The organism is Nonomuraea sp. bgisy101, assembly GCF_057708945.1.
In genome coordinates this window covers 72777-89644 of sequence record NZ_JBYITD010000009.1, presented here as the reverse complement: position 1 = coordinate 89644, position 16868 = coordinate 72777, and the positions used below count along the sequence as shown (strand labels likewise).

Genomic DNA, 16868 nt, shown 5'->3' with positions numbered 1-16868 from the left:
CCGCTCGGTGCGATGCCTGACCAGAGGTCCAGGAACGGTGGGCCAGGAGCGTGCCGTGTTCACGCCCGTGCCCGAGGACGGCGAGCGGGTCGGCGTGGACGCGAAGGCGCGGGGGAACCCGCGACGCATGGCCGATCGCCGCGTCGGCGGCAATACCAAGAATCGACCCAATGAATACGTCGATGATGCGCAGCCGACCGGCCGATTTCGTAAGGTGCATTTGATCGCACAGGCATTAATGACGCCCCGATGCCATCGACGGGCTTTCGCACTCCAAGAAACGACCAAGGGGATGATCTGCATGGCACGTCCTCCACTCCCTCCGTTCACCCTGGAAAACGCGATCGAGAAGGTCAGGCTGGCGGAGGATTCGTGGAACACCCGGGACCCCGAGCGGGTGGCCCAGGGCTACACGGTGGACTCCCACTGGAGGAACCGTGCCGAGTTCCTCGACGGGCGTGACGAGATCATCGCGTTTCTCACCAGAAAATGGAAGCGGGAACTGGAATACCGGCTCATCAAAGAATTGTGGGCCTTCAAGGACGATCGCATCGCCGTGCGTTTCGCCTATGAATGTCGCGACGACTCGGGGAATTGGTTCCGCTCCTACGGGAACGAGAATTGGGAATTCGACGAGGAAGGGCTGATGCGCGTGCGGCACGCCAGCATCAACGACCTTCCCATCAGGGAGTCGGACCGCAGGTACCACTGGCCTCTGGGGCGCCGCCCGGACGGGCATCCGGGATTGAGTGATCTCGGCTTCTGAACCGGCCGGCGGCACGGCACTCCCCGCCGTCCTGCCCGCGGCCGCGAAACGGCGAGGGACCGTGAGGCGTGCGGGGTTGCCGCGAACTCTCGGTAACCTTCCGCGGTATGAGCGAAGTGGGTGAGACGGCGGCCAAGGCGCTCCTGCGCAGGCTGGCCGTGGAGCAGGCCGAATCCAGGGTGCCGTCGCTGACGGCGGCGATCGTGCGCGACGGCGAGGTGGCGTGGTTCGGCGGCAGGGGCCAGGTCGGGGACGGTGAACCGACCCTCGACACGCAGTACAGGCTCGGCTCGATCACCAAGAGCATGGTCGCCACCGTCGTGATGAGGCTGCGCGACGAGGGCCTGGTCGACCTGCTCGACCCGCTCGGCAAGCACGTGGAGGGGACCGCGTTCGACCAGGTCACGGTCGCCCAGCTGCTGTCGCACACCGGCGGGCTGACGGCCGAGCCGCCGACGCCGTGGTGGGAGCGCACGCCCGGCCTGCCGGTCGACGAGCTGATCGCGCGGCTGGGCCCGGACACCTCCCGGCACCGGCCGGGCCGCCGTTTCCACTACTCCAACGTCGGCTACGGCCTGCTGGGAGAGCTGGTGGCCCGCCATCGCGGCATGTCCTGGGTGGAGGCGGTGCGGCGGGAGGTTCTGGAGCCGCTCGGGATGAACGACACCACCCCCAGGCCGCGCGCCCCCCACGCGACCGGCTACGCCGTGCACCCGTTCGCCGACGTGCTGCTGCCCGAGCCCGAGCACGACGCGGTGTCGATGGCGCCCGCCGGCCAGCTCTGGTCGACGCCCGCCGACCTGGCCAGGTGGGCGGCCTTCCTGACCGGCTCCACGCGGGGCGTGCTGAGGCCCGAGACGCTGGCCGAGATGCGCGAGCCCGCCACCGTGGACGACGGCGACGCGTGGACCTCCGGGTACGGCCTCGGCCTCCAACTGGCGCGGGCCGGCGGCCGTCGCCTGGCGGGACACACGGGATCGATGCCGGGCTTCCTGGCCACCGTCTGGACCGACCCCGCCGACAAAGTGGGCGTGCTGTTCATGGCCAACACCACCTCGGGCGTGAGCCGCACGCTGCTGGTCGAGCTGCTGGCCATCCTCGACGAGCACGAGCCGCGCCTGCCCGAGCCGTGGAAGCCGGTCGCCGCCGACCCCGACCTGCTGGCGTTGACGGGGCTGTGGCACTGGGGGCCCGCGCCGTACCTGCTGAGGCTGCTGCCCGACCGAGGACTCTCGCTGACGCCGGCGACAGGACAGGGAAGGGCCTCGCGGTTCGTGCCGCAGGACGACGGCACCTGGCTGGGCCTGGACGGCTACTACGCGGGCGAGGTGCTCAGGGTGGGCGAGGGGTTCCTCGATCTGAACACCTTCATCTTCACACGGGAGCCGTACGACCCCCGGGCGCCGATTCCCGGTGGACCCGGCGAGTGGAGCGCGTGAGCGCGGCTCATCGAGCCTCGTCCGGTCGGTCAGGTACGGCGGCCGCACAACCCGGTGAGCCTCACGCCGCGACCGCCGCTCCACCCGCGCGCAACGACTGCCGCAGGCCGACGAGCTGGAAGATCGCGAAGACCGCGACCACCACGGCTCCGGCCAGCATGAACGCGACACCCCAACCGGTCAACGGGATCAGGCCCGCGAAGGCGAGCACGAGCTGGCCCGCGCACGACAGCGCGTTGCCCGCGACCACGTACCCGCCCAGGCGAGCGGGGATCCTCGGATAGCCGGCGATGAGCCCCAGGGCGGCGGCTCCCCCCAGCATGGCGACGCCCAACGGGACGGACCAGGCGGTCGGCAGGCCGAGCGGGCCGCTGAGCGCCTGGCCCCCGGCGAGCATGACGACGCCGAAGACGGCGGTGCTCCAGCCGTCGATCCGCAGGATCGTGCGCAGCAGGCTCGAGTCGGTCACAAGGGTCTCCTTCTCCATGACGGGCCGAGGTCGTGGGAGACGGTGCCATCCGTGGCTCATGGACTCAATGACCTCACAGGTCATGGCGGCCGTGACCTGCCGGTGGTCTACCCTTCAGCCAATGACCAAGGATCAGCCGTCGCGCGTGGGCGTCCTGCTGAGGGAGTGGCGACAGCGGCGCAGGCTCAGCCAGCTCGACCTCGCCCTCCTCGCCGACACCTCCGCCCGGCACCTGTCGTACGTCGAGACGGGCCGGGCGCGCCCCAGCAGGGAGATGGTGCTGCGCCTGTCGGAGGCGTTGGAGGTGCCTCTGCGCGAGCGCAACACCCTGCTGGTGGCCGCCGACTACGCGCCCGCCTACCGGGAGGGCCGCCTCAGCGACGAGGACATGGGCTCGGTCCGTGCCGTGCTCGACACCATGCTGACCGCGCACGAGCCGTACCCCGCCGTCGTCGTCGACCGGCTCTGGAACGTGGTGGCGGGAAACCGCGCCATGTCCGTGCTCATGGCCGGCATCCCGCCCCACCTGCAGGAGCCGCTGCCGAACGTCTTCCGGCTGACCCTCCACCCCGAGGGGCTCGCCCCGCATCTGGCGAACCTGGGCGAGGTCAGGTCGCACTTCCTCGACCGGCTGCGACGGCAGGTCAACGCCACCGGCGACGACGAGCTGCGCCTGCTGTACGAGGAGGTGCGCGGCTATCCCGCGCCGGCGGACGAGGAGGAGGGCACGGAGCTCGGGTCGAGCCCCTTCGAGGTGCCGCTGCGGATCCGCACGCCGTTCGGCGAGCTGTCGATGTTCGGCACGATGGCCACGTTCGGCGCCCCGGCCGACGTGACGCTGTCGGAGCTGGCGATCGAGTTGTTCTATCCGCTCGACGAGTTCACCGCCGAGGCCCTGCGCGCGCTGGCCGGGCCCGGCTGACCCGGCAGTGGCCGCCACGGCCGGTCCCGCGGTCGGGGTCGATCTCGTGAATGCCATGACATAACCGTGGATTGTCCCGCTGTTGCGGAGGCATCCGGGTATCCAGGCTGGAATCTGCGAAGGTATGGTGATTGCTTGTGACGACGTTCCGGATCAGCGAGGCCGCCGCCCTGCTCGGGGTCAGCTCCGACACCGTACGCCGATGGGTGGACGCGGGCCGGCTGGCGGCCGAGCGGGACGAGAACGGCCACCGGCGGGTGAAGGGCGCCGAGCTGGCCGCCTTCGCCCGCGCCCAGATCGAGGCGGAGGACGGCTCTGGACTGTCCTCGGCGCGTAACCGCTTCCGCGGCATCGTGACCGAGGTCATCAGGGACGCGGTGATGGCCCAGGTGGAGATCGCCGCGGGCCCCTACCGCGTGGTGTCGCTGATGAGCCGCCAGGCCGCCGACGAGCTGGACCTTCAGGTGGGGGTGGTGGCGGTCGCTGTGATCAAGTCCACCAACGTCGTCGTGGAGATCCCCGACCACACTCGCACTGTGAGTCAGTAAGGAGTCCTTGGTGCTCAGGCGTCAATCCAGGTGGGCCGTCGCCCTCCCCCTCGTCGTCGCTCTCGCGGGCCTGTCAGGCTGCGGTTCCAGCGGAACCGCCGCGCCTGCGGCCTCCGCGGCCGCCTCCGCCCCCTCCTCGCCCGCGGGCGGCGGCGCCACCACGGTCACGGTGTTCGCGGCCGCTTCGCTGACCGGCACGTTCACCGAACTCGGCAAGTCCTTCGAGACGGCCCACCCTGGCACGACGGTGAAGTTCAACTTCGGCTCCAGCGCCACGCTGGCCCAGCAGATCACCGCGGGCGCGCCCGCCGACGTGTTCGCCGCCGCCAGCCCCGCCACGATGAAGACCGTCACCGACGCGGGCCTGGCGAGCGCGCCGACCACGTTCGTGCGCAACAAGCTGGAGATCGCCGTGCCGGCCGACAACCCGGCCAAGGTCGACGACCTGAAGGACCTGACGGACGCGAAGGTCAAGGTGGCGCTCTGCGCCGAACAGGTGCCGTGCGGCGCCGCCGCCGTCAAGGCCCTGGACGCCGCGGGGCTGAAGGTCACCCCCGTCACGCTCGAACAGGACGTCAAGGCCACGCTCACCAAGGTCGAACTCGGCGAGGTCGACGCCGCCCTGGTCTACAAGACCGACGTGATCGCCTCGGGCGGCAAGGTGAAGGGCATCGCCTTCCCCGAGGCCGACAAGGCGATCAACGACTACCCGGTGGCGACGCTGTCCAAGGCGCCGGCGCCCGACCTGGCCAAGCAGTTCGTCGACCTGGTGCTGTCGGCCGAGGGCAAGGGTGTGCTGACGAAGGCCGGATTCGAGGCACCCTGACGCGATGACTCCCACCACCACGGCATCCGTCCAGGGCGCCGAGCGACGCCGAACCACCGGCCGCCTGCCATGGCTGCTGGTGGTACCCGCGGTGCTCGGTCTCGCGTTCCTGGTGCTGCCGCTGGCCGGTCTGCTGATCCGCGCGCCGTGGCCGACGCTGCTGGATCGCCTGTCCGAGCCGCAGGTGCTGGAGGCGCTGCGCCTGTCGCTGGTGACCTCGACGATCGCGACGGTCGTGTGCCTGCTGTTCGGCGTGCCGCTGGCCTGGCTGCTGGCCAGGGTCTCCTTCCCTGGCCGGCGGCTGGTGCGAGCCCTGGTCACCGTGCCGCTGGTGCTGCCGCCCGTGGTCGGCGGCGTCGCCCTGCTGCTGGTGCTGGGCAGGCGCGGCCTGATCGGGCAGTGGCTGGATGCCACCTTCGGCATCACGCTGCCCTTCACGACGACAGGCGTCGTCATCGCCGAGGCGTTCGTGGCGATGCCGTTCCTCGTGATCAGCGTCGAGGGCGCGCTGCGGGCCGCCGACCAGCGCTTCGAGGAGGCCGCGGCCACGCTCGGCGCTTCCCGCTGGACCATCTTCCGCCGCGTCACACTGCCGCTGATCATGCCCGGCGTCGTCGCGGGGGCGGTGCTGTGCTGGGCCAGGGCGCTGGGCGAGTTCGGCGCGACCATCACCTTCGCCGGCAACTTCCCCGGCACCACCAGGACGATGCCGCTGGCGGTCTATCTGGCGCTGGAGACCGAGCCGGAGGCGGCCATCGTGCTCAGCCTCGTCCTGCTGGCGGTCTCGGTGATCATCCTTGCCGGCCTTCGTGACAGGTGGGTGAGCAGCCCGTGACCCTGCGCGCGCGCCTGGTCGTCACCAGGGCGGCCTTCGGCCTCGACCTCCCGCTCGAGGTCGCGGCGGGAGAGGTCGTCGCCCTGCTCGGGCCCAACGGCGCCGGCAAGACCACCGCCCTGCGCGCCCTGGCGGGCCTGACGGGCCTGTCGGCCGGCGGGCACATCACGCTCGACGAGCGGCCACTGCACGGCGTGGCCGTCGAGCACCGCCCGATCGGCATGGTCTTCCAGGACTACCTGCTCTTCCCTCACCTGTCCGCGCTGGACAACGTCGCCTTCGGGCTGCGCTGCCGCGGCGAGGGCAAGGCCGCCTCCCGCCGTACGGCCCGCGCGTGGCTGGAACGCGTCGGCCTGGCGGGGCACGCCGGCGCCAGGCCCCGCCAGCTGTCCGGCGGGCAGGCCCAGCGCGTCGCCCTGGCCAGGGCGCTGGCCGTACGGCCCCGTCTGCTGCTGCTCGACGAGCCGCTCGCGGCGCTGGACGCGCACACCCGGCTGGAGATCCGCTCCCAGCTGCGCCACCACCTGGCGGACTTCGACGGCGCCACGGTCCTGGTGACCCACGACCCGCTGGACGCGATGGTGCTGGCCGACCGGCTCGTGGTCATCGAGGACGGCGCCGTCGTGCAGGAAGGTGCTCCGGCCGAGGTGGCCCGCAGGCCGCGCACCGACTATGTCGCGCGCCTGGTCGGCCTCAACTTCTACCGCGGCGCGGCCGAAGGGCATCGGGTCAAGGTCGGCGAGCTGCTGTTCAACACCACCGAGCAGCTCGAAGGGCCCGCCTTCGTCGCCTTCCCACCCTCCGCCGTGGCCCTCTACCGCTCGCGTCCCGACGGCAGCCCGCGCAATCTGTGGCAGGGCCGCATCCAGGGCATCGAACGGCACGGCGACAACGTCCGCGTCCATCTCGACGGGCCGATCATCGCGTTCGCCGACATCACCCCGGCCGCCGTGGCCGACCTGGACCTGACGCCCGGCCAGGGGATCTGGGCGTCGGTCAAGGCCACGGAGACCCACGCGTACCGGGCATGAACGCCATCTGCCTGGGCGGGCCGTGTCACGGTCTTCTGACGCAGATCGACCAGGAGGTCGGCACGCTGGCCGTCGTCGTTCCCCGCCGGTCGCCGTCCGAGCCCGTGATCCGGGCGCGTTACCGCATCACCAAGGAGCGGGTGCGCTACGTGGGGCAGGCCGAGCCGTACATCGCGCTGCACTGGGCGGACACCCCGCCTGCCTGCGCGTGTGATCGGTGAGCTGGCCCCACAGATGGTCGTCGGCGCAGATCCTGATCTCCGCGATCCTGCTGATGTGCCTGCCTCCGCACCGGTCGCCGGGCACCACCAGGTGAGGGCCCTGCTCGTCGAGGCCGTCGCCGTCCATGTGGACCCCGAGGACGGCGGCGGTGTTGCCGAACTCGGGGTCGATCTCGCCCCACGACAGTACGGCGTGGTGGCCGTCGCGGCCGGGTGCCGAGATCAGGAAGCGCAGCCGGTCCTTGCGCTCGAGCGGGTCGAAGCGGGGCTGCGCGGCCCTGGCGACGTCGAGGAGCAGCGGGCCGGTGAAGGAGTGCCGGCGCAGGCCCGAGGAGCTTCATCACATCTGCGATGGCTGATCGTGGTTTTCCTTTGCTGTTGCGGAGTGTCGCGGGCGCGGCCGATCCGTACAAGACCGAAGGCCGGGTGCGTGGGAAGGATGGAGTCATGGACATCGACAAGATCACCTCGTTCATGGCCGGTCATGCGCGGCCACTCGATCGCCGCCGCTTCGAGCTGCTGACCGGCACGGGCTCGCCGGAGGCCGCCCTGGCCGCGCTGGAGGGGTATCGCAACGACGACGGAGGGTACGGCTGGGGGCTCGAACCGGACCTGCGTTCGCCCGAGAGCCAACCGGGAGCGGCACTGCACGCCTTCGAGGTGTTCGAGCAGGCGCCCAGCCCGCGGGCGGCCGAGCTGTGCGACTGGCTGGAGACGGTGACGCTGCCCGACGGCGGGCTGCCGTTCGCGCTGCCGCTGACGGTCGAGGCCGCCACCGCACCGTGGTGGCGGGGCGCGGACCCCACGACGTCGTCGCTGCAGATCACGGCGGTGACGGCGGCCGCCGCGTGGCGCGCGGCCGCCCGCGACAGCGTGGTCGGCAGGCATCCGTGGCTGGCCCGCGCGACCACCTACTGCCTGGAGACCATCGCGTCCCTGAACGAGCGGCCGCACGCGTACGTGCTGGCGTTCGCCGTCCGTTTCCTCGACACCCAGCCCGAGCACGCCGCACTGCTCGACAGGCTGGGCGCGTTCGTCCCGCCGGACGGCGAGTTGCACGTCGAAGGCGGCACGGAGACGGAGATGCTGCGCCCGCTGGACTTCTCGCCCTACCCGGATCTGCCGTCGCGGCGGCTGTTCACGAAGGAGTCGGTGGACGCCGACCTGGACAGGCTGGCTGCTCTCCAGCAGGAGGACGGCGGCTGGACGGTCGACTACGCGACCATCTCGCCCGCGGGCGCGCTGGACTGGCGGGGCGCGATCACCGTCCACGCGGTCGACGTGCTGCGGCGCAACGGCAGGAGCTAGAAGGGGCACCGCCGGCCGTCCGCCGGGGGTCGCCGGCAGACCGTGGGGGCGGCATCACGCCGCGAGCGGTGCCCCGAACCATCGCGACAGGGCCGAGCGAAGGCCCTCGCGGTCGTCGGATCCGGGCCGGGGCGAGGCCGAGGCCCAGGCGATGTAGCAGTCCGGGCGCAGGAGCAGGGCGGTGACCGGCGGGGCAGGGTCGTGCGAGCGTGCCGTGACCGGGTCGTGGAGGCGGGCCGTGACGACGTCCACCCGGTCGCGCCATCCGAGCAGCTCCCCGGCGAGCGATCCCTCCTCGGTCAGGTCCAGCAGCAGCGGCCGGGCGTCCCTGGTCAGCTCGGCGAGCCGGACGCGCCAGGTTTCGGTGTCCAGCAGCAGGTCGGGGGCCCACTGGCCGACCAAGGGGTGGCCGTCGACCGCTCCGGTGTGGTAACGGATGTCGGCACCCGACATCATGTCGGCGATGTGCTGGACGTTGCGCCGGTCGCCGAGCAACTCGGTCCACAGCTCGCGCAGCGCCGTGACCTCGCCGCCCGGGGCGATCAGCGCCGACTGGGCCTGCGTGTGCATGACCACCCGTTCGGAGGCCGCCCGCCGCTCGGCCTCGTAGCTGTCCAGCAGTCCGGGCGGAGCCCAGCCGCGGATCTCGGCGGCGAGCTTCCAGCCCAGGTTGACCGCATCCTGCAGACCCAGGTTGAGCCCGGGCCCGCCGATCGCGCTGTGCACGTGCGCGGCGTCGCCGACCAGCAGGATCCTGCGCTCCCTGTACCGGTCGGCGATCCGCGTGTTGCCCCCGACCAACGTGCGCCGCAGGAAGGGGCCTTCGCCGTCAGGCTCGCCGAGCGGCAGGTCGGCGTCGAGTACCCGGCGGACGCTGGCACGCATCTCGTCCAGGGTCGGCGGCCGCTCGTCGCCGGGCAGGTCCTGGGGCCACTCCATCGTGGTCATCAGGGGCGGCTTGCCGGGCAACGGGGCGTACACGAACAGCCCGCGCTCGGTGCGGTGGTGCATGAACGGCGGGATGTGCCCGTAGCCGGGCACGTTCAGCCCGCCCGTGGCCGGATCGACCATCGAGTCCGGCACTGTGGCGTGCACGGTGCGGGAGACCGTGGCGTCCCTGCGCACTCCGGGGAAGCCGATGCCGGCCAGCTTGCGCGTCAGGCTGCCGCCGCCGTCCGCTCCGACCAGGAAGGCGGCCTCCATCCGGTAGGGTCCGGCCGGTCCCGCGACCTCGATCGTGACCGTGTCGTCCTGCTGCGACAGCCCGGTGATCTCGTGTCCCCTGCGGATCTCGATGCCGAGCTCGACCGCGCGCTCCTCCAGGACCTCTTCGATGCGAAGCTGCGGCACTTGTAGCAGATAGAGCGGATTGTCCTCCAGTACTCTCAGATCCAGCGGGAGCGCGCCGAACACGAAGCCCGGCGCGGGGTGCGGCGGCTCCTTCGAGCCGCTGAGGCGCTCGTACAGGCCGCGCCGTTCGAGCACCCGCACCACTTGGCCGACCAGGCCGTTGGCGCGGTTCTCCCTGGTGCGTTCGGGCAGTCGCTCCAGCACCACCGGCCGTACGCCGGCGAGGCTCAGTTCGCAGGCCAGCATCAGCCCGTTCGGGCCGCCTCCGGCGATCACGACATCGGCAGACATGGCATTCCTCCTTGAAAATGGGCATGGGGCATCGACCGGTGGTGTGCCGGTTGCTCACAGTGCGTTTGCTGGGTTCGCGTCAGGGGACGGGCAGCCCCTCCGACATCTGCCGGAGGGCGTCGGTCATGAGATCGGTGATCGGGGCGAGGGAGCCGGTGCGCATCCAGTGACCGGTGACCGCCCTGATGGTGGCCCCGACGGCGGCGGCCACCAGGTGGGGATACAGGTCGCGGACGAGGTCGGTCCCGGTGCGCTCCGCGATGGCGGCGGCCAGCTCGGCCTCGGCCTGGGCCTCGGCCTTGTAGATCTCACCCTGCAGGACCGGCTCGGCGAACATCAGGCGGAGCCCGGAGATCCACTGCTGGACGTCGACGTCCTCCATGTCGGCTTCCTGTCCCAGCCCGAACCGGGTCAGGGCGGCATTGGCGATCGCCTCCCAGAGCGGCTCGGTCGCCGGCCGGGTGCGCAGTTCCTCCGTGATCTGCCGGGCGCGCTCCAGATGCCGGAAGGCGATCGCCTCGCCCTTGCTGGAGAAGTAGTTGTTGAACGTGCGGGGCGAGACGCCGGCCTCGGCCGCGATGTCCTCCACGCGGACGTTGTCCAGCCCCCGCTCCGCGCAGAGGCGGATGGCCGCCCAGCTCAACGCGATGCGGGTCTCGCGCTTCTTTCGCTCGCGCAGTCCTTCGCGCACGCCCTCGATGCTCACACGACCACAGTACACAATCTTGCGCGATGCGCAAAGATGCGCGACCGGCAAGTTCTTGCCGTGGTGACTTGCCCCGGTTTCAGCGTCAGCCGGCGGGGGCGCCCTACGTCAATCGAGCCGTCGTATCGCCCGGCCCGTTGCTCAGCGCGTCCGAACCAGGTTCAGGGCTGTGGTGGCCGGCGAGCAGGAGCGCGACTTCCTCTTCGGTGACGGCACGTTCGAGCTCGGCATAGCCGCCGTGCGTGCCGCGGACGATGACGCCGGTCTCCACCCCGTGCGTGACGGTGTGCCGGTCGCGCTCCTGCAGGCCCAGGCAGATCCGGTAGGCGATCAGGTGACCAAGCACCGGTCCCGCGAAGATCGCGACGCGGAAGAACCAGGTGGTGGCGTACAGCGAGACGCCGAAGGCGGAGGCCAGGACGTCGTTGCCGCCGGCGGCCCAGAGGATGCCGTAATACACGATGCCGGCGACCCCGAGGCCGGTGCGCCACGGCACGTCACGTGGCCGGTCGAGCAGGTTGTGCACGCGGGTGTCCCCGGTGAAGCGGCGCTCCAGCATCGGGTAGACGGCCAGGCCGGTGAACAGCAGGCCGGGAGCGATCAGCGCGGGGATGAGCAGGCTGAGCGTCAGCGTGTGGCCGAAGACGGTGATCTCCCAGCCGGGCATGATGCGCAGGGCGCCCTCCAGGAAGCCCATGTACCAGTCGGGCTGGGAGCCTGAACTGACCACGCTGGGACGAGCGGGACCGTACAGCCAGATCGGGTTGATCTGGAAGAGCGTGGCCAGCAGGGCGACGGCCGCGAACGTGAACAGGAAGAACGCCGTCGTCTTCGCGATGAAGGCGGGGAAGAACGGCGCGCCCCTGACCACCCGGTTGGACAGGCCCTTGGCCCGGAACTGGGTGTGCGTCTGCCGCCAGGTCAGCACCACCGCGTGCAGCGGGATGAGGGCCAGCAGCAGGGCCGGGATCAGCAGCGTGTGGATGCTGAACAGGCGCGAGACGATGTCGTCGCTCGGATACTCGCCGCCGAACAGGAACATCGCGGCGTGGGTGCCCACCAGCGGCACCGACAGGATGGTGGCGTGCAGGATGCGCAGCCCCGCACCGGACAAAGCGTCATCGGGCAGCGAGTAGCCGAACAGCCCGTTGAGCAGCACCAGTGTGAACAGCACGACGCCGATCACCCAGTTCAGGTCGCGTGGTTTGCGGAAGGCGCCGGTGAAGAAGTTGCGCAGCATGTGGACACAGATCGCGGCCAGGAAGACCAGGGTGGACCAGTGGTGCAGTTGGCGCATCAGCAGCCCCGCGCGCACGTCGAAACTGATCTCCAGGCTGGAGGCGTAGGCCTCGCTCATCACGACCCCGCGCAGCGGCACGTAGGAGCCGTCGTAGACCACCTCGGTCATGCTCGGCTTGAAGAAGAAGCTGAGGAAGACGCCGGTCAGCAAGACGATGAGGAAGGCGTACAGGGCGATCTCGCCGAGCAGGAACGTCCAGTGATCGGGGAAGACCTTCCGCATCGCCTTGTTCAGCCATCCCGCGCCGCCGACCCGCTCGTCCAGCGCCTTGGCCAGCCCGCTTGCCTTCATCGCTTCTCCTCGGTGAGATGCAGTGGCGTCGACGACGCGGGAGCCGGCCAGTGCCGGGTGCTCCGCCGAGGCGGCAGCGCGTTGACGAGCCAGTCGTTGACGATGGCCATGCGGTTGGCCGGGATGGTGAACAGGCGGTAGGCGCGGGTCGCCGCTTTGGCGGCGATGCCGGAAAGCGGGATACCCAGCGGGTCTGCCGCCGCCTGCCGGCCGCCCAGGTCCACGGCGACGCCGCGGTTGTCGTGCCGGTAGGGCTTGCGCCTGCCGTAACCGAGGGATGCGGCGACGTTGCGGCCTGCCAGCCTGCCCTGCCGTACGGCGTGCCGGCCGCTCATCGGGGTGATCCTGCCGGGTCTGGTGAGGTCGGGGACGGCCGCGGCGTCCCCGCAGACGGAGATCTCGGGGTGGCCCGGCACGGTGAGGTACTCATCGACCCTGATCCGCCCCTGCTCGACCGCCAGCCCGAGCCCGTTGATCAGGGGGTCGGGCCGAACGCCGAAGCTCCAGACGATCGTCCGTGTGGGGACGAACTCGCCGTCGGTCAGCCGTAGTCCACCAGTGGTGACCTGTCCGACCGAGGTGCGGGTCCGCACGTCCACACCCCGTCGTCGCAGCACTCGCGTCGCGGTTCTGGACAGGTGGGGATGCATGTCGGGCAGCAGGTGCTCGGCGGGCTCGGCCAGGATCCACCGGATCGACCGTCCTTCGAGAAGGGAGTGGCGGCGTGCGATCTGCCTGGACATGAGCTGCCCGGCCGCGGCGATCTCCGTGCCGGCGTGTCCCGCGCCGACCACGACGAACGTGCTGCGTGCGGCGCGTTCGGTGGCGTTGTCGCTGGTGGCGGCCAGATAGAGCTGGCGCAGGATGTGATCGCGCAGGTCGAGGGCATCGGCGACGTCGTGGAAGCCGAAGCTGTGCGCCGAGACCTCCGAGACCGGCCGGACTTTGGTGACGCTGCCGACGGTGACGATGAGCCGGTCGTAGTCGAGCCGGCCCGCGACGTCGTCGGCGTCGACGTAGTGAACGCGCCGGCAGGCGGTGTCGACGCGGTTGACGGTGCCGAGGACGACGCGCACATCGCGCAGCGTTCTGAGCGGTACCGTGACCCGGCTCGGCTCGAGGTTCCCCGCGGCCACGTCGGGCAGCAGGGGCAGGCAGAGCGTGAAGTCGGTCGGGTTCACCAGCACCACCTCCGCTCTGTCCCGCATACGGCGAGACAGAGCGGAGGCGGCGTGGTAGCCGGCGAGCCCGGCTCCGACGATCACGACACGTGGCGGCCGCATGGCGTGTCAGCCCAGGACCGGGCAGTGGACCACGTCGCGCGGGTCACGGGGCCGCTCGATCGCACGCGGCCTCGTGAACGCCTGACTCCAGGAGGCCCGCGAGCCGTTCTCGCCGCCGGGCAGGAGACCCTGGCCCTGACCCGCCCGTCGTGGCTCACTGTGCATGCTGCTTGCTCCCGCACCGGTGAGAAGGGCGGATGGCGTCATGTTCTCTCCACATGGGCTCGGTCGGGGAGTCGGTCTCCCGGTCGCATCGGCTGGATTCGGGGGTTTACCTCCAAGACGTCTCGCGAGGACGGAATGTGACACTCGGGATGAGCGCGAACGGCCGGCAGGGCGTTTCGAGGAGACCGGTCCGGTGATCGGTGCGGTCAGGCTAGGTGCCGACGCTTTGGTAGTGGCGCAGCTGGCGTGTCCAGATGAGGTAGGCCACCGCGAACAGCGCGACGCCCAGAAGGGGGCTGGCGTAGGCGAGCGGCATGACCAGCTTGCCCAGCACGACGCCGGCGGGCACGTAGGCGACGAACGCGACGGGCAGCACGTAGGTCAGCAGCCACTGGGTGACGCCGCCGAAGACGCTCATCGGGTAGGAGCCGAACTTGCTGAACACGTCGTCGACGAACACCTTCAGCGCGAACGTGTCGAGCATCCGCAGCGCCATCGACGACAGCGCCAGGAAGAAGGAGGCCTCCACCAGCGCGCCACCGACGAGGGCGGCCGCGCAGAAGGCGACGAGGCCAGGCGTCCACGCCACGTCGGCGGCGTCGGCCGCGACGACCAGAAGGACCACGCCGACCAGCAGGTCGCCGAGCTGTCCCACACCCATGCGTTTGGTCATGAGCTGGACGAGCGGGTTGAGCGGGCGCAGCAGGATCCTGTCGAACTCGCCCTCGCGCACGAGCCAGTCGATGCCGATCAGGCTGCTCAGCGGGAGCATGCAGAGCGCGTGGGCGGTCAGGCGCAGGCCGTACAGGAAGGCGATCTGGGGCAGGCTCCACCCCGCCATCGCGGGGAAGGTGTGCATGATCACCCAGATGAAGGCGAAGCCGCTGCCCTGGTAGATCGCGCCGGTCAGGATGCTGATGACGGTGTTGAGCCGGTACTGCATGGCGCCGCGCATGGTGGCGCGCTGCAGCCGCCAGTACAGGCGCAGCGTGCGGGTCAGCTCAGCCACCGTTGATCACCACCCTGCGGTGCGCGACCCGCCACACCGCCCAGAGCAGGGCGCTGAGCGCCGCGATCCACGCGAGTTCGACCAGGAGCGCGCGGACGATCTCCGCACCGGACAGCCGGCCGACGTAGATGGCGGCGGGCACGTAGCCCATGTACTTGAACGGAAGCGCCTCCGCCAGCGTGCGCAGCGCCCCCGGGAAGAATGTCAGCGGGACCATCGTGCCCGCGAAGAACTGGCTGACCAGGCGGTACAGCAGCGAAATGGCGCCGGTCTCCATCGTCCAGAAGCCGATCAGGCAGATCAGCAGCGCCATCAGCACGCCGACGACGTAGCCGAGGGCCAGGGTCACCGCGTACGGCAGCGCGTGCGCCGTCGGCGTGATCGAGCCGACCAGCAGCACCACCGGCACGACCGGCGCGAGCAGCAGCACCGCCCCTGCCGTGTGGCCCGCCTGGAAGGCCGCCATCTGCGGGAGGTAGCCGACGGGCCTGGCCAGGTCGAAGAACACCATCCCGGTGCGGATCCTGAAGTGGGCGATCCGCGTGATGACCGGCATGGTGGCGAACGTCTGCAGGTTGGCGAGCGTGAGGTAGGCAAGCAGCGCCTCCAGCGTGAGGCCCATGGCCTGCTGGCGCTGGCCGTACACCGAGGTCCACACCATGCGCAGGAGGAAGACCTGCGCGATCAGCGTCAGCGACGTCATGATGACCTCGCTGCGGTAGGCGAGCTGGAAGCGCAGCCCGATGCGGGCCATGCCGCGTAAGGACCGGATCATGCGGCGTAGATCCTTTTGATCACGCTCTCCAGGTCGGGCTCCTCGATCGACAGGTCGCGGATGGTGTGCGCGGCCAGCAGGTCGGGAACCTCCAGCCCTTCGGTGAGCTCGTAGGCGTGGCTGCCGTCGTCGGCGTGCACGACCAGGCGGCGGGGCGGCGCGTAGGCGCTGACCAGGGCGTCGATGCCGCCGTCGTAGAGCACCTTGCCCTTGTCGATCAGGATGATCCGCTTGCACAGCGCCTCGACGTCGGCCAGGTCGTGGGTGGTCAGCAGCACGGTCGTGCGCCCTGCCCTGTTGGTGTCGACGATGAACTCGCGCACCGCCTGCTTGGCCAGCACGTCGAGGCCGACGGTGGGCTCGTCGAGGTAGAGGATGGGAGGCTCGTACAGCATCGCGGCCGCCAGGTCGCCGCGCATGCGCTGGCCGAGGCTCAGCTGCCTGACGGGGGTGTCGAGGAAGTCGTCGAGCCCGAGCAGGTCGCGCATCCTCTTCAGCGAGGAGGCGAAGCGGGGGGCAGGGACGTCGTAGAGGTCGCCGACCAGGCGCAGCGACTCGATGAGCGGCAGGTCCCACCACAGCTGGCTGCGCTGGCCGAAGACGACGCCGACGGATCGGGCGTTCGCGTTGCGCTCGCGCCAGGGCACCCGTCCGGCGACCTCGACGACTCCGCTGGTGGGGGTGAGGATGCCGGTCAGCATCTTGACGGTGGTGGACTTGCCGGCGCCGTTCGGGCCGAGATAGCCGACCACCTCTCCTTCGGCGATGTCGAAGGTGATGCCGTCCACGGCGGTGCGTTCGTCGTACTGGCGGGTCAGAAGTGTGCGGATGGCGCCCAGCGGACCGGTGAAGGTCCGAGGGCGGCGGAAGACCTTGGTCAACCTCTCGACTCGGATCACCCGACAATATCTTTCAGATCCGCATCGGGGACGGCAAATAGTTTCTGCTCGTGTCAGCGTTTATGGTTGACGGAGTAACGGTGCGGCAAATCATTCGGGGCGTCTGGTGTCTGATCTTGCGTGGGTAGAGCGGATTCGAGCGGAGTTCGCGCATTGGGTGCTTGAGCTGCCCGCCGAACACCCCGGTGTCGGCGCGCTCCTCGACCAGCACGTGGCGGCCGTACGGCACGCCATCCGCTCCATCGGTGCGCATGTGGGCCACACGTCGCTGCTCAGCTACCTGATCGGCTTCTGGGACGGCGCGCACGAGAAAGGGTGGCGGGCCCCCGAACCCGGCCACCCTCTCGATTTCGCGACGCTGCGAATGAGCGCTGTGTGCCTGATGCTCGCGCCCGCGCAGGCCGCCTGACCTGAGCCGCCTTCCGCGGCACTGG

The 16868-nt window shown here is 70.4% G+C and carries 19 protein-coding genes; 11 read left to right on the top strand and 8 right to left on the bottom strand.

What is annotated here, in order from left to right; genetic code table 11:
* The first annotated feature begins 55 nt into the window (after positions 1 to 55).
* Positions 56 to 766 (top strand): nuclear transport factor 2 family protein, encoded by a 711-nt coding sequence (locus AC3EO4_RS18570; protein WP_379572400.1) that lies wholly within the window; start codon positions 56 to 58, stop codon positions 764 to 766.
* Positions 767 to 873: 107 nt separating this feature from the next.
* On the top strand, positions 874 to 2205 hold the full coding sequence (locus AC3EO4_RS18565) for a serine hydrolase domain-containing protein (protein WP_379572399.1): 1332 nt from the start codon (positions 874 to 876) through the stop codon (positions 2203 to 2205).
* A 61-nt stretch (positions 2206 to 2266) separates the two neighbouring features.
* Here the strand turns inward: AC3EO4_RS18565 and AC3EO4_RS18560 are convergent, their stop codons facing one another.
* Positions 2267 to 2674 carry a hypothetical protein gene (locus AC3EO4_RS18560; protein WP_379572398.1) on the bottom strand — a complete coding sequence of 136 codons (408 nt, stop codon included), beginning with the start codon at positions 2672 to 2674 and terminating at the stop codon, positions 2267 to 2269.
* Positions 2675 to 2795: 121 nt separating this feature from the next.
* Between AC3EO4_RS18560 and AC3EO4_RS18555 the strand changes: the two genes are divergently transcribed.
* From AC3EO4_RS18555 to AC3EO4_RS18520, 8 genes are all read left to right on the top strand, one after another.
* Positions 2796 to 3596 (top strand): helix-turn-helix domain-containing protein, encoded by an 801-nt coding sequence (locus AC3EO4_RS18555; RefSeq protein ID WP_379572397.1) that lies wholly within the window; start codon positions 2796 to 2798, stop codon positions 3594 to 3596.
* Positions 3597 to 3733: 137 nt separating this feature from the next.
* Complete coding sequence (locus AC3EO4_RS18550; RefSeq protein WP_358141251.1) at positions 3734 to 4144, top strand: TOBE domain-containing protein; 411 nt, start codon at positions 3734 to 3736, stop codon at positions 4142 to 4144.
* A 7-nt stretch (positions 4145 to 4151) separates the two neighbouring features.
* A complete protein-coding gene (modA, locus tag AC3EO4_RS18545; RefSeq protein ID WP_379572396.1) occupies positions 4152 to 4970 on the top strand; it encodes a molybdate ABC transporter substrate-binding protein in 819 nt (272 codons plus the stop codon).
* Positions 4971 to 4974: 4 nt separating this feature from the next.
* A complete protein-coding gene (locus tag AC3EO4_RS18540) occupies positions 4975 to 5805 on the top strand; it encodes an ABC transporter permease (RefSeq protein WP_379572395.1) in 831 nt (276 codons plus the stop codon).
* Complete coding sequence (locus tag AC3EO4_RS18535; protein WP_379572394.1) at positions 5802 to 6836, top strand: ABC transporter ATP-binding protein; 1035 nt, start codon at positions 5802 to 5804, stop codon at positions 6834 to 6836. Before AC3EO4_RS18540 ends, AC3EO4_RS18535 begins: the two co-directional genes overlap by 4 nt.
* The gene (locus AC3EO4_RS18530) at positions 6833 to 7057 is read left to right on the top strand and encodes a hypothetical protein (protein ID WP_379572393.1); all 225 of its coding nucleotides are present in this window, start codon (positions 6833 to 6835) and stop codon (positions 7055 to 7057) included. Before AC3EO4_RS18535 ends, AC3EO4_RS18530 begins: the two co-directional genes overlap by 4 nt.
* Entirely contained in the window at positions 7047 to 7580 is a 534-nt protein-coding gene (locus AC3EO4_RS18525; RefSeq protein WP_431896782.1) for a hypothetical protein, read from the top strand. The genes AC3EO4_RS18530 and AC3EO4_RS18525 overlap by 11 nt, the downstream gene beginning before the upstream one ends.
* Positions 7505 to 8365 (top strand): hypothetical protein, encoded by an 861-nt coding sequence (locus AC3EO4_RS18520; protein ID WP_379572391.1) that lies wholly within the window; start codon positions 7505 to 7507, stop codon positions 8363 to 8365. Before AC3EO4_RS18525 ends, AC3EO4_RS18520 begins: the two co-directional genes overlap by 76 nt.
* Positions 8366 to 8419: 54 nt before the next feature.
* Here AC3EO4_RS18520 and AC3EO4_RS18515 read toward each other — a convergent pair whose 3' ends face one another.
* From AC3EO4_RS18515 to AC3EO4_RS18485, 7 genes are all read right to left on the bottom strand, one after another.
* Entirely contained in the window at positions 8420 to 10006 is a 1587-nt protein-coding gene (locus AC3EO4_RS18515; protein ID WP_431896780.1) for an FAD-dependent monooxygenase, read from the bottom strand.
* A gap of 79 nt (positions 10007 to 10085) precedes the next feature.
* Complete coding sequence (locus tag AC3EO4_RS18510) at positions 10086 to 10712, bottom strand: TetR/AcrR family transcriptional regulator (protein ID WP_379572389.1); 627 nt, start codon at positions 10710 to 10712, stop codon at positions 10086 to 10088.
* A gap of 103 nt (positions 10713 to 10815) precedes the next feature.
* Positions 10816 to 12303 carry a cytochrome bc1 complex cytochrome b subunit gene (gene qcrB, locus AC3EO4_RS18505; protein ID WP_431896777.1) on the bottom strand — a complete coding sequence of 496 codons (1488 nt, stop codon included), beginning with the start codon at positions 12301 to 12303 and terminating at the stop codon, positions 10816 to 10818.
* Complete coding sequence (locus tag AC3EO4_RS18500) at positions 12300 to 13586, bottom strand: NAD(P)/FAD-dependent oxidoreductase (protein WP_431896775.1); 1287 nt, start codon at positions 13584 to 13586, stop codon at positions 12300 to 12302. Before AC3EO4_RS18500 ends, qcrB begins: the two co-directional genes overlap by 4 nt.
* Before the next feature lie 376 nt (positions 13587 to 13962).
* Positions 13963 to 14760, bottom strand: coding sequence for an ABC transporter permease (locus AC3EO4_RS18495; protein ID WP_431896773.1), 798 nt, complete (start codon positions 14758 to 14760; stop codon positions 13963 to 13965).
* Positions 14753 to 15535 carry an ABC transporter permease gene (locus tag AC3EO4_RS18490; protein WP_431896771.1) on the bottom strand — a complete coding sequence of 261 codons (783 nt, stop codon included), beginning with the start codon at positions 15533 to 15535 and terminating at the stop codon, positions 14753 to 14755. Before AC3EO4_RS18490 ends, AC3EO4_RS18495 begins: the two co-directional genes overlap by 8 nt.
* Positions 15532 to 16434 carry an ABC transporter ATP-binding protein gene (locus tag AC3EO4_RS18485; protein ID WP_431896769.1) on the bottom strand — a complete coding sequence of 301 codons (903 nt, stop codon included), beginning with the start codon at positions 16432 to 16434 and terminating at the stop codon, positions 15532 to 15534. Before AC3EO4_RS18485 ends, AC3EO4_RS18490 begins: the two co-directional genes overlap by 4 nt.
* A gap of 157 nt (positions 16435 to 16591) precedes the next feature.
* Here AC3EO4_RS18485 and AC3EO4_RS18480 point away from each other — a divergent pair, with 157 nt between their 5' ends.
* Positions 16592 to 16843, top strand: coding sequence for a DUF6401 family natural product biosynthesis protein (locus AC3EO4_RS18480; RefSeq protein WP_379572384.1), 252 nt, complete (start codon positions 16592 to 16594; stop codon positions 16841 to 16843).
* Positions 16844 to 16868: the final 25 nt, after the last annotated feature.

Excerpts from the sequence above, each read along its gene's own strand:
- AC3EO4_RS18500 (WP_431896775.1), bottom strand. The coding sequence starts at position 13,586 with ATGCGGCCGCCACGTGTCGTGATCGTCGGAGCCGGGCTCGCCGGCTAC.
- AC3EO4_RS18555 (WP_379572397.1), top strand. The coding sequence starts at position 2,796 with ATGACCAAGGATCAGCCGTCGCGCGTGGGCGTCCTGCTGAGGGAGTGG.
- AC3EO4_RS18565 (WP_379572399.1), top strand. The coding sequence starts at position 874 with ATGAGCGAAGTGGGTGAGACGGCGGCCAAGGCGCTCCTGCGCAGGCTG.
- AC3EO4_RS18520 (WP_379572391.1), top strand. The coding sequence starts at position 7,505 with ATGGACATCGACAAGATCACCTCGTTCATGGCCGGTCATGCGCGGCCA.
- AC3EO4_RS18515 (WP_431896780.1), bottom strand. The coding sequence starts at position 10,006 with ATGTCTGCCGATGTCGTGATCGCCGGAGGCGGCCCGAACGGGCTGATG.
- qcrB (WP_431896777.1), bottom strand. The coding sequence starts at position 12,303 with ATGAAGGCAAGCGGGCTGGCCAAGGCGCTGGACGAGCGGGTCGGCGGC.
- AC3EO4_RS18540 (WP_379572395.1), top strand. The coding sequence starts at position 4,975 with ATGACTCCCACCACCACGGCATCCGTCCAGGGCGCCGAGCGACGCCGA.
- AC3EO4_RS18530 (WP_379572393.1), top strand. The coding sequence starts at position 6,833 with ATGAACGCCATCTGCCTGGGCGGGCCGTGTCACGGTCTTCTGACGCAG.
- AC3EO4_RS18490 (WP_431896771.1), bottom strand. The coding sequence starts at position 15,535 with ATGATCCGGTCCTTACGCGGCATGGCCCGCATCGGGCTGCGCTTCCAG.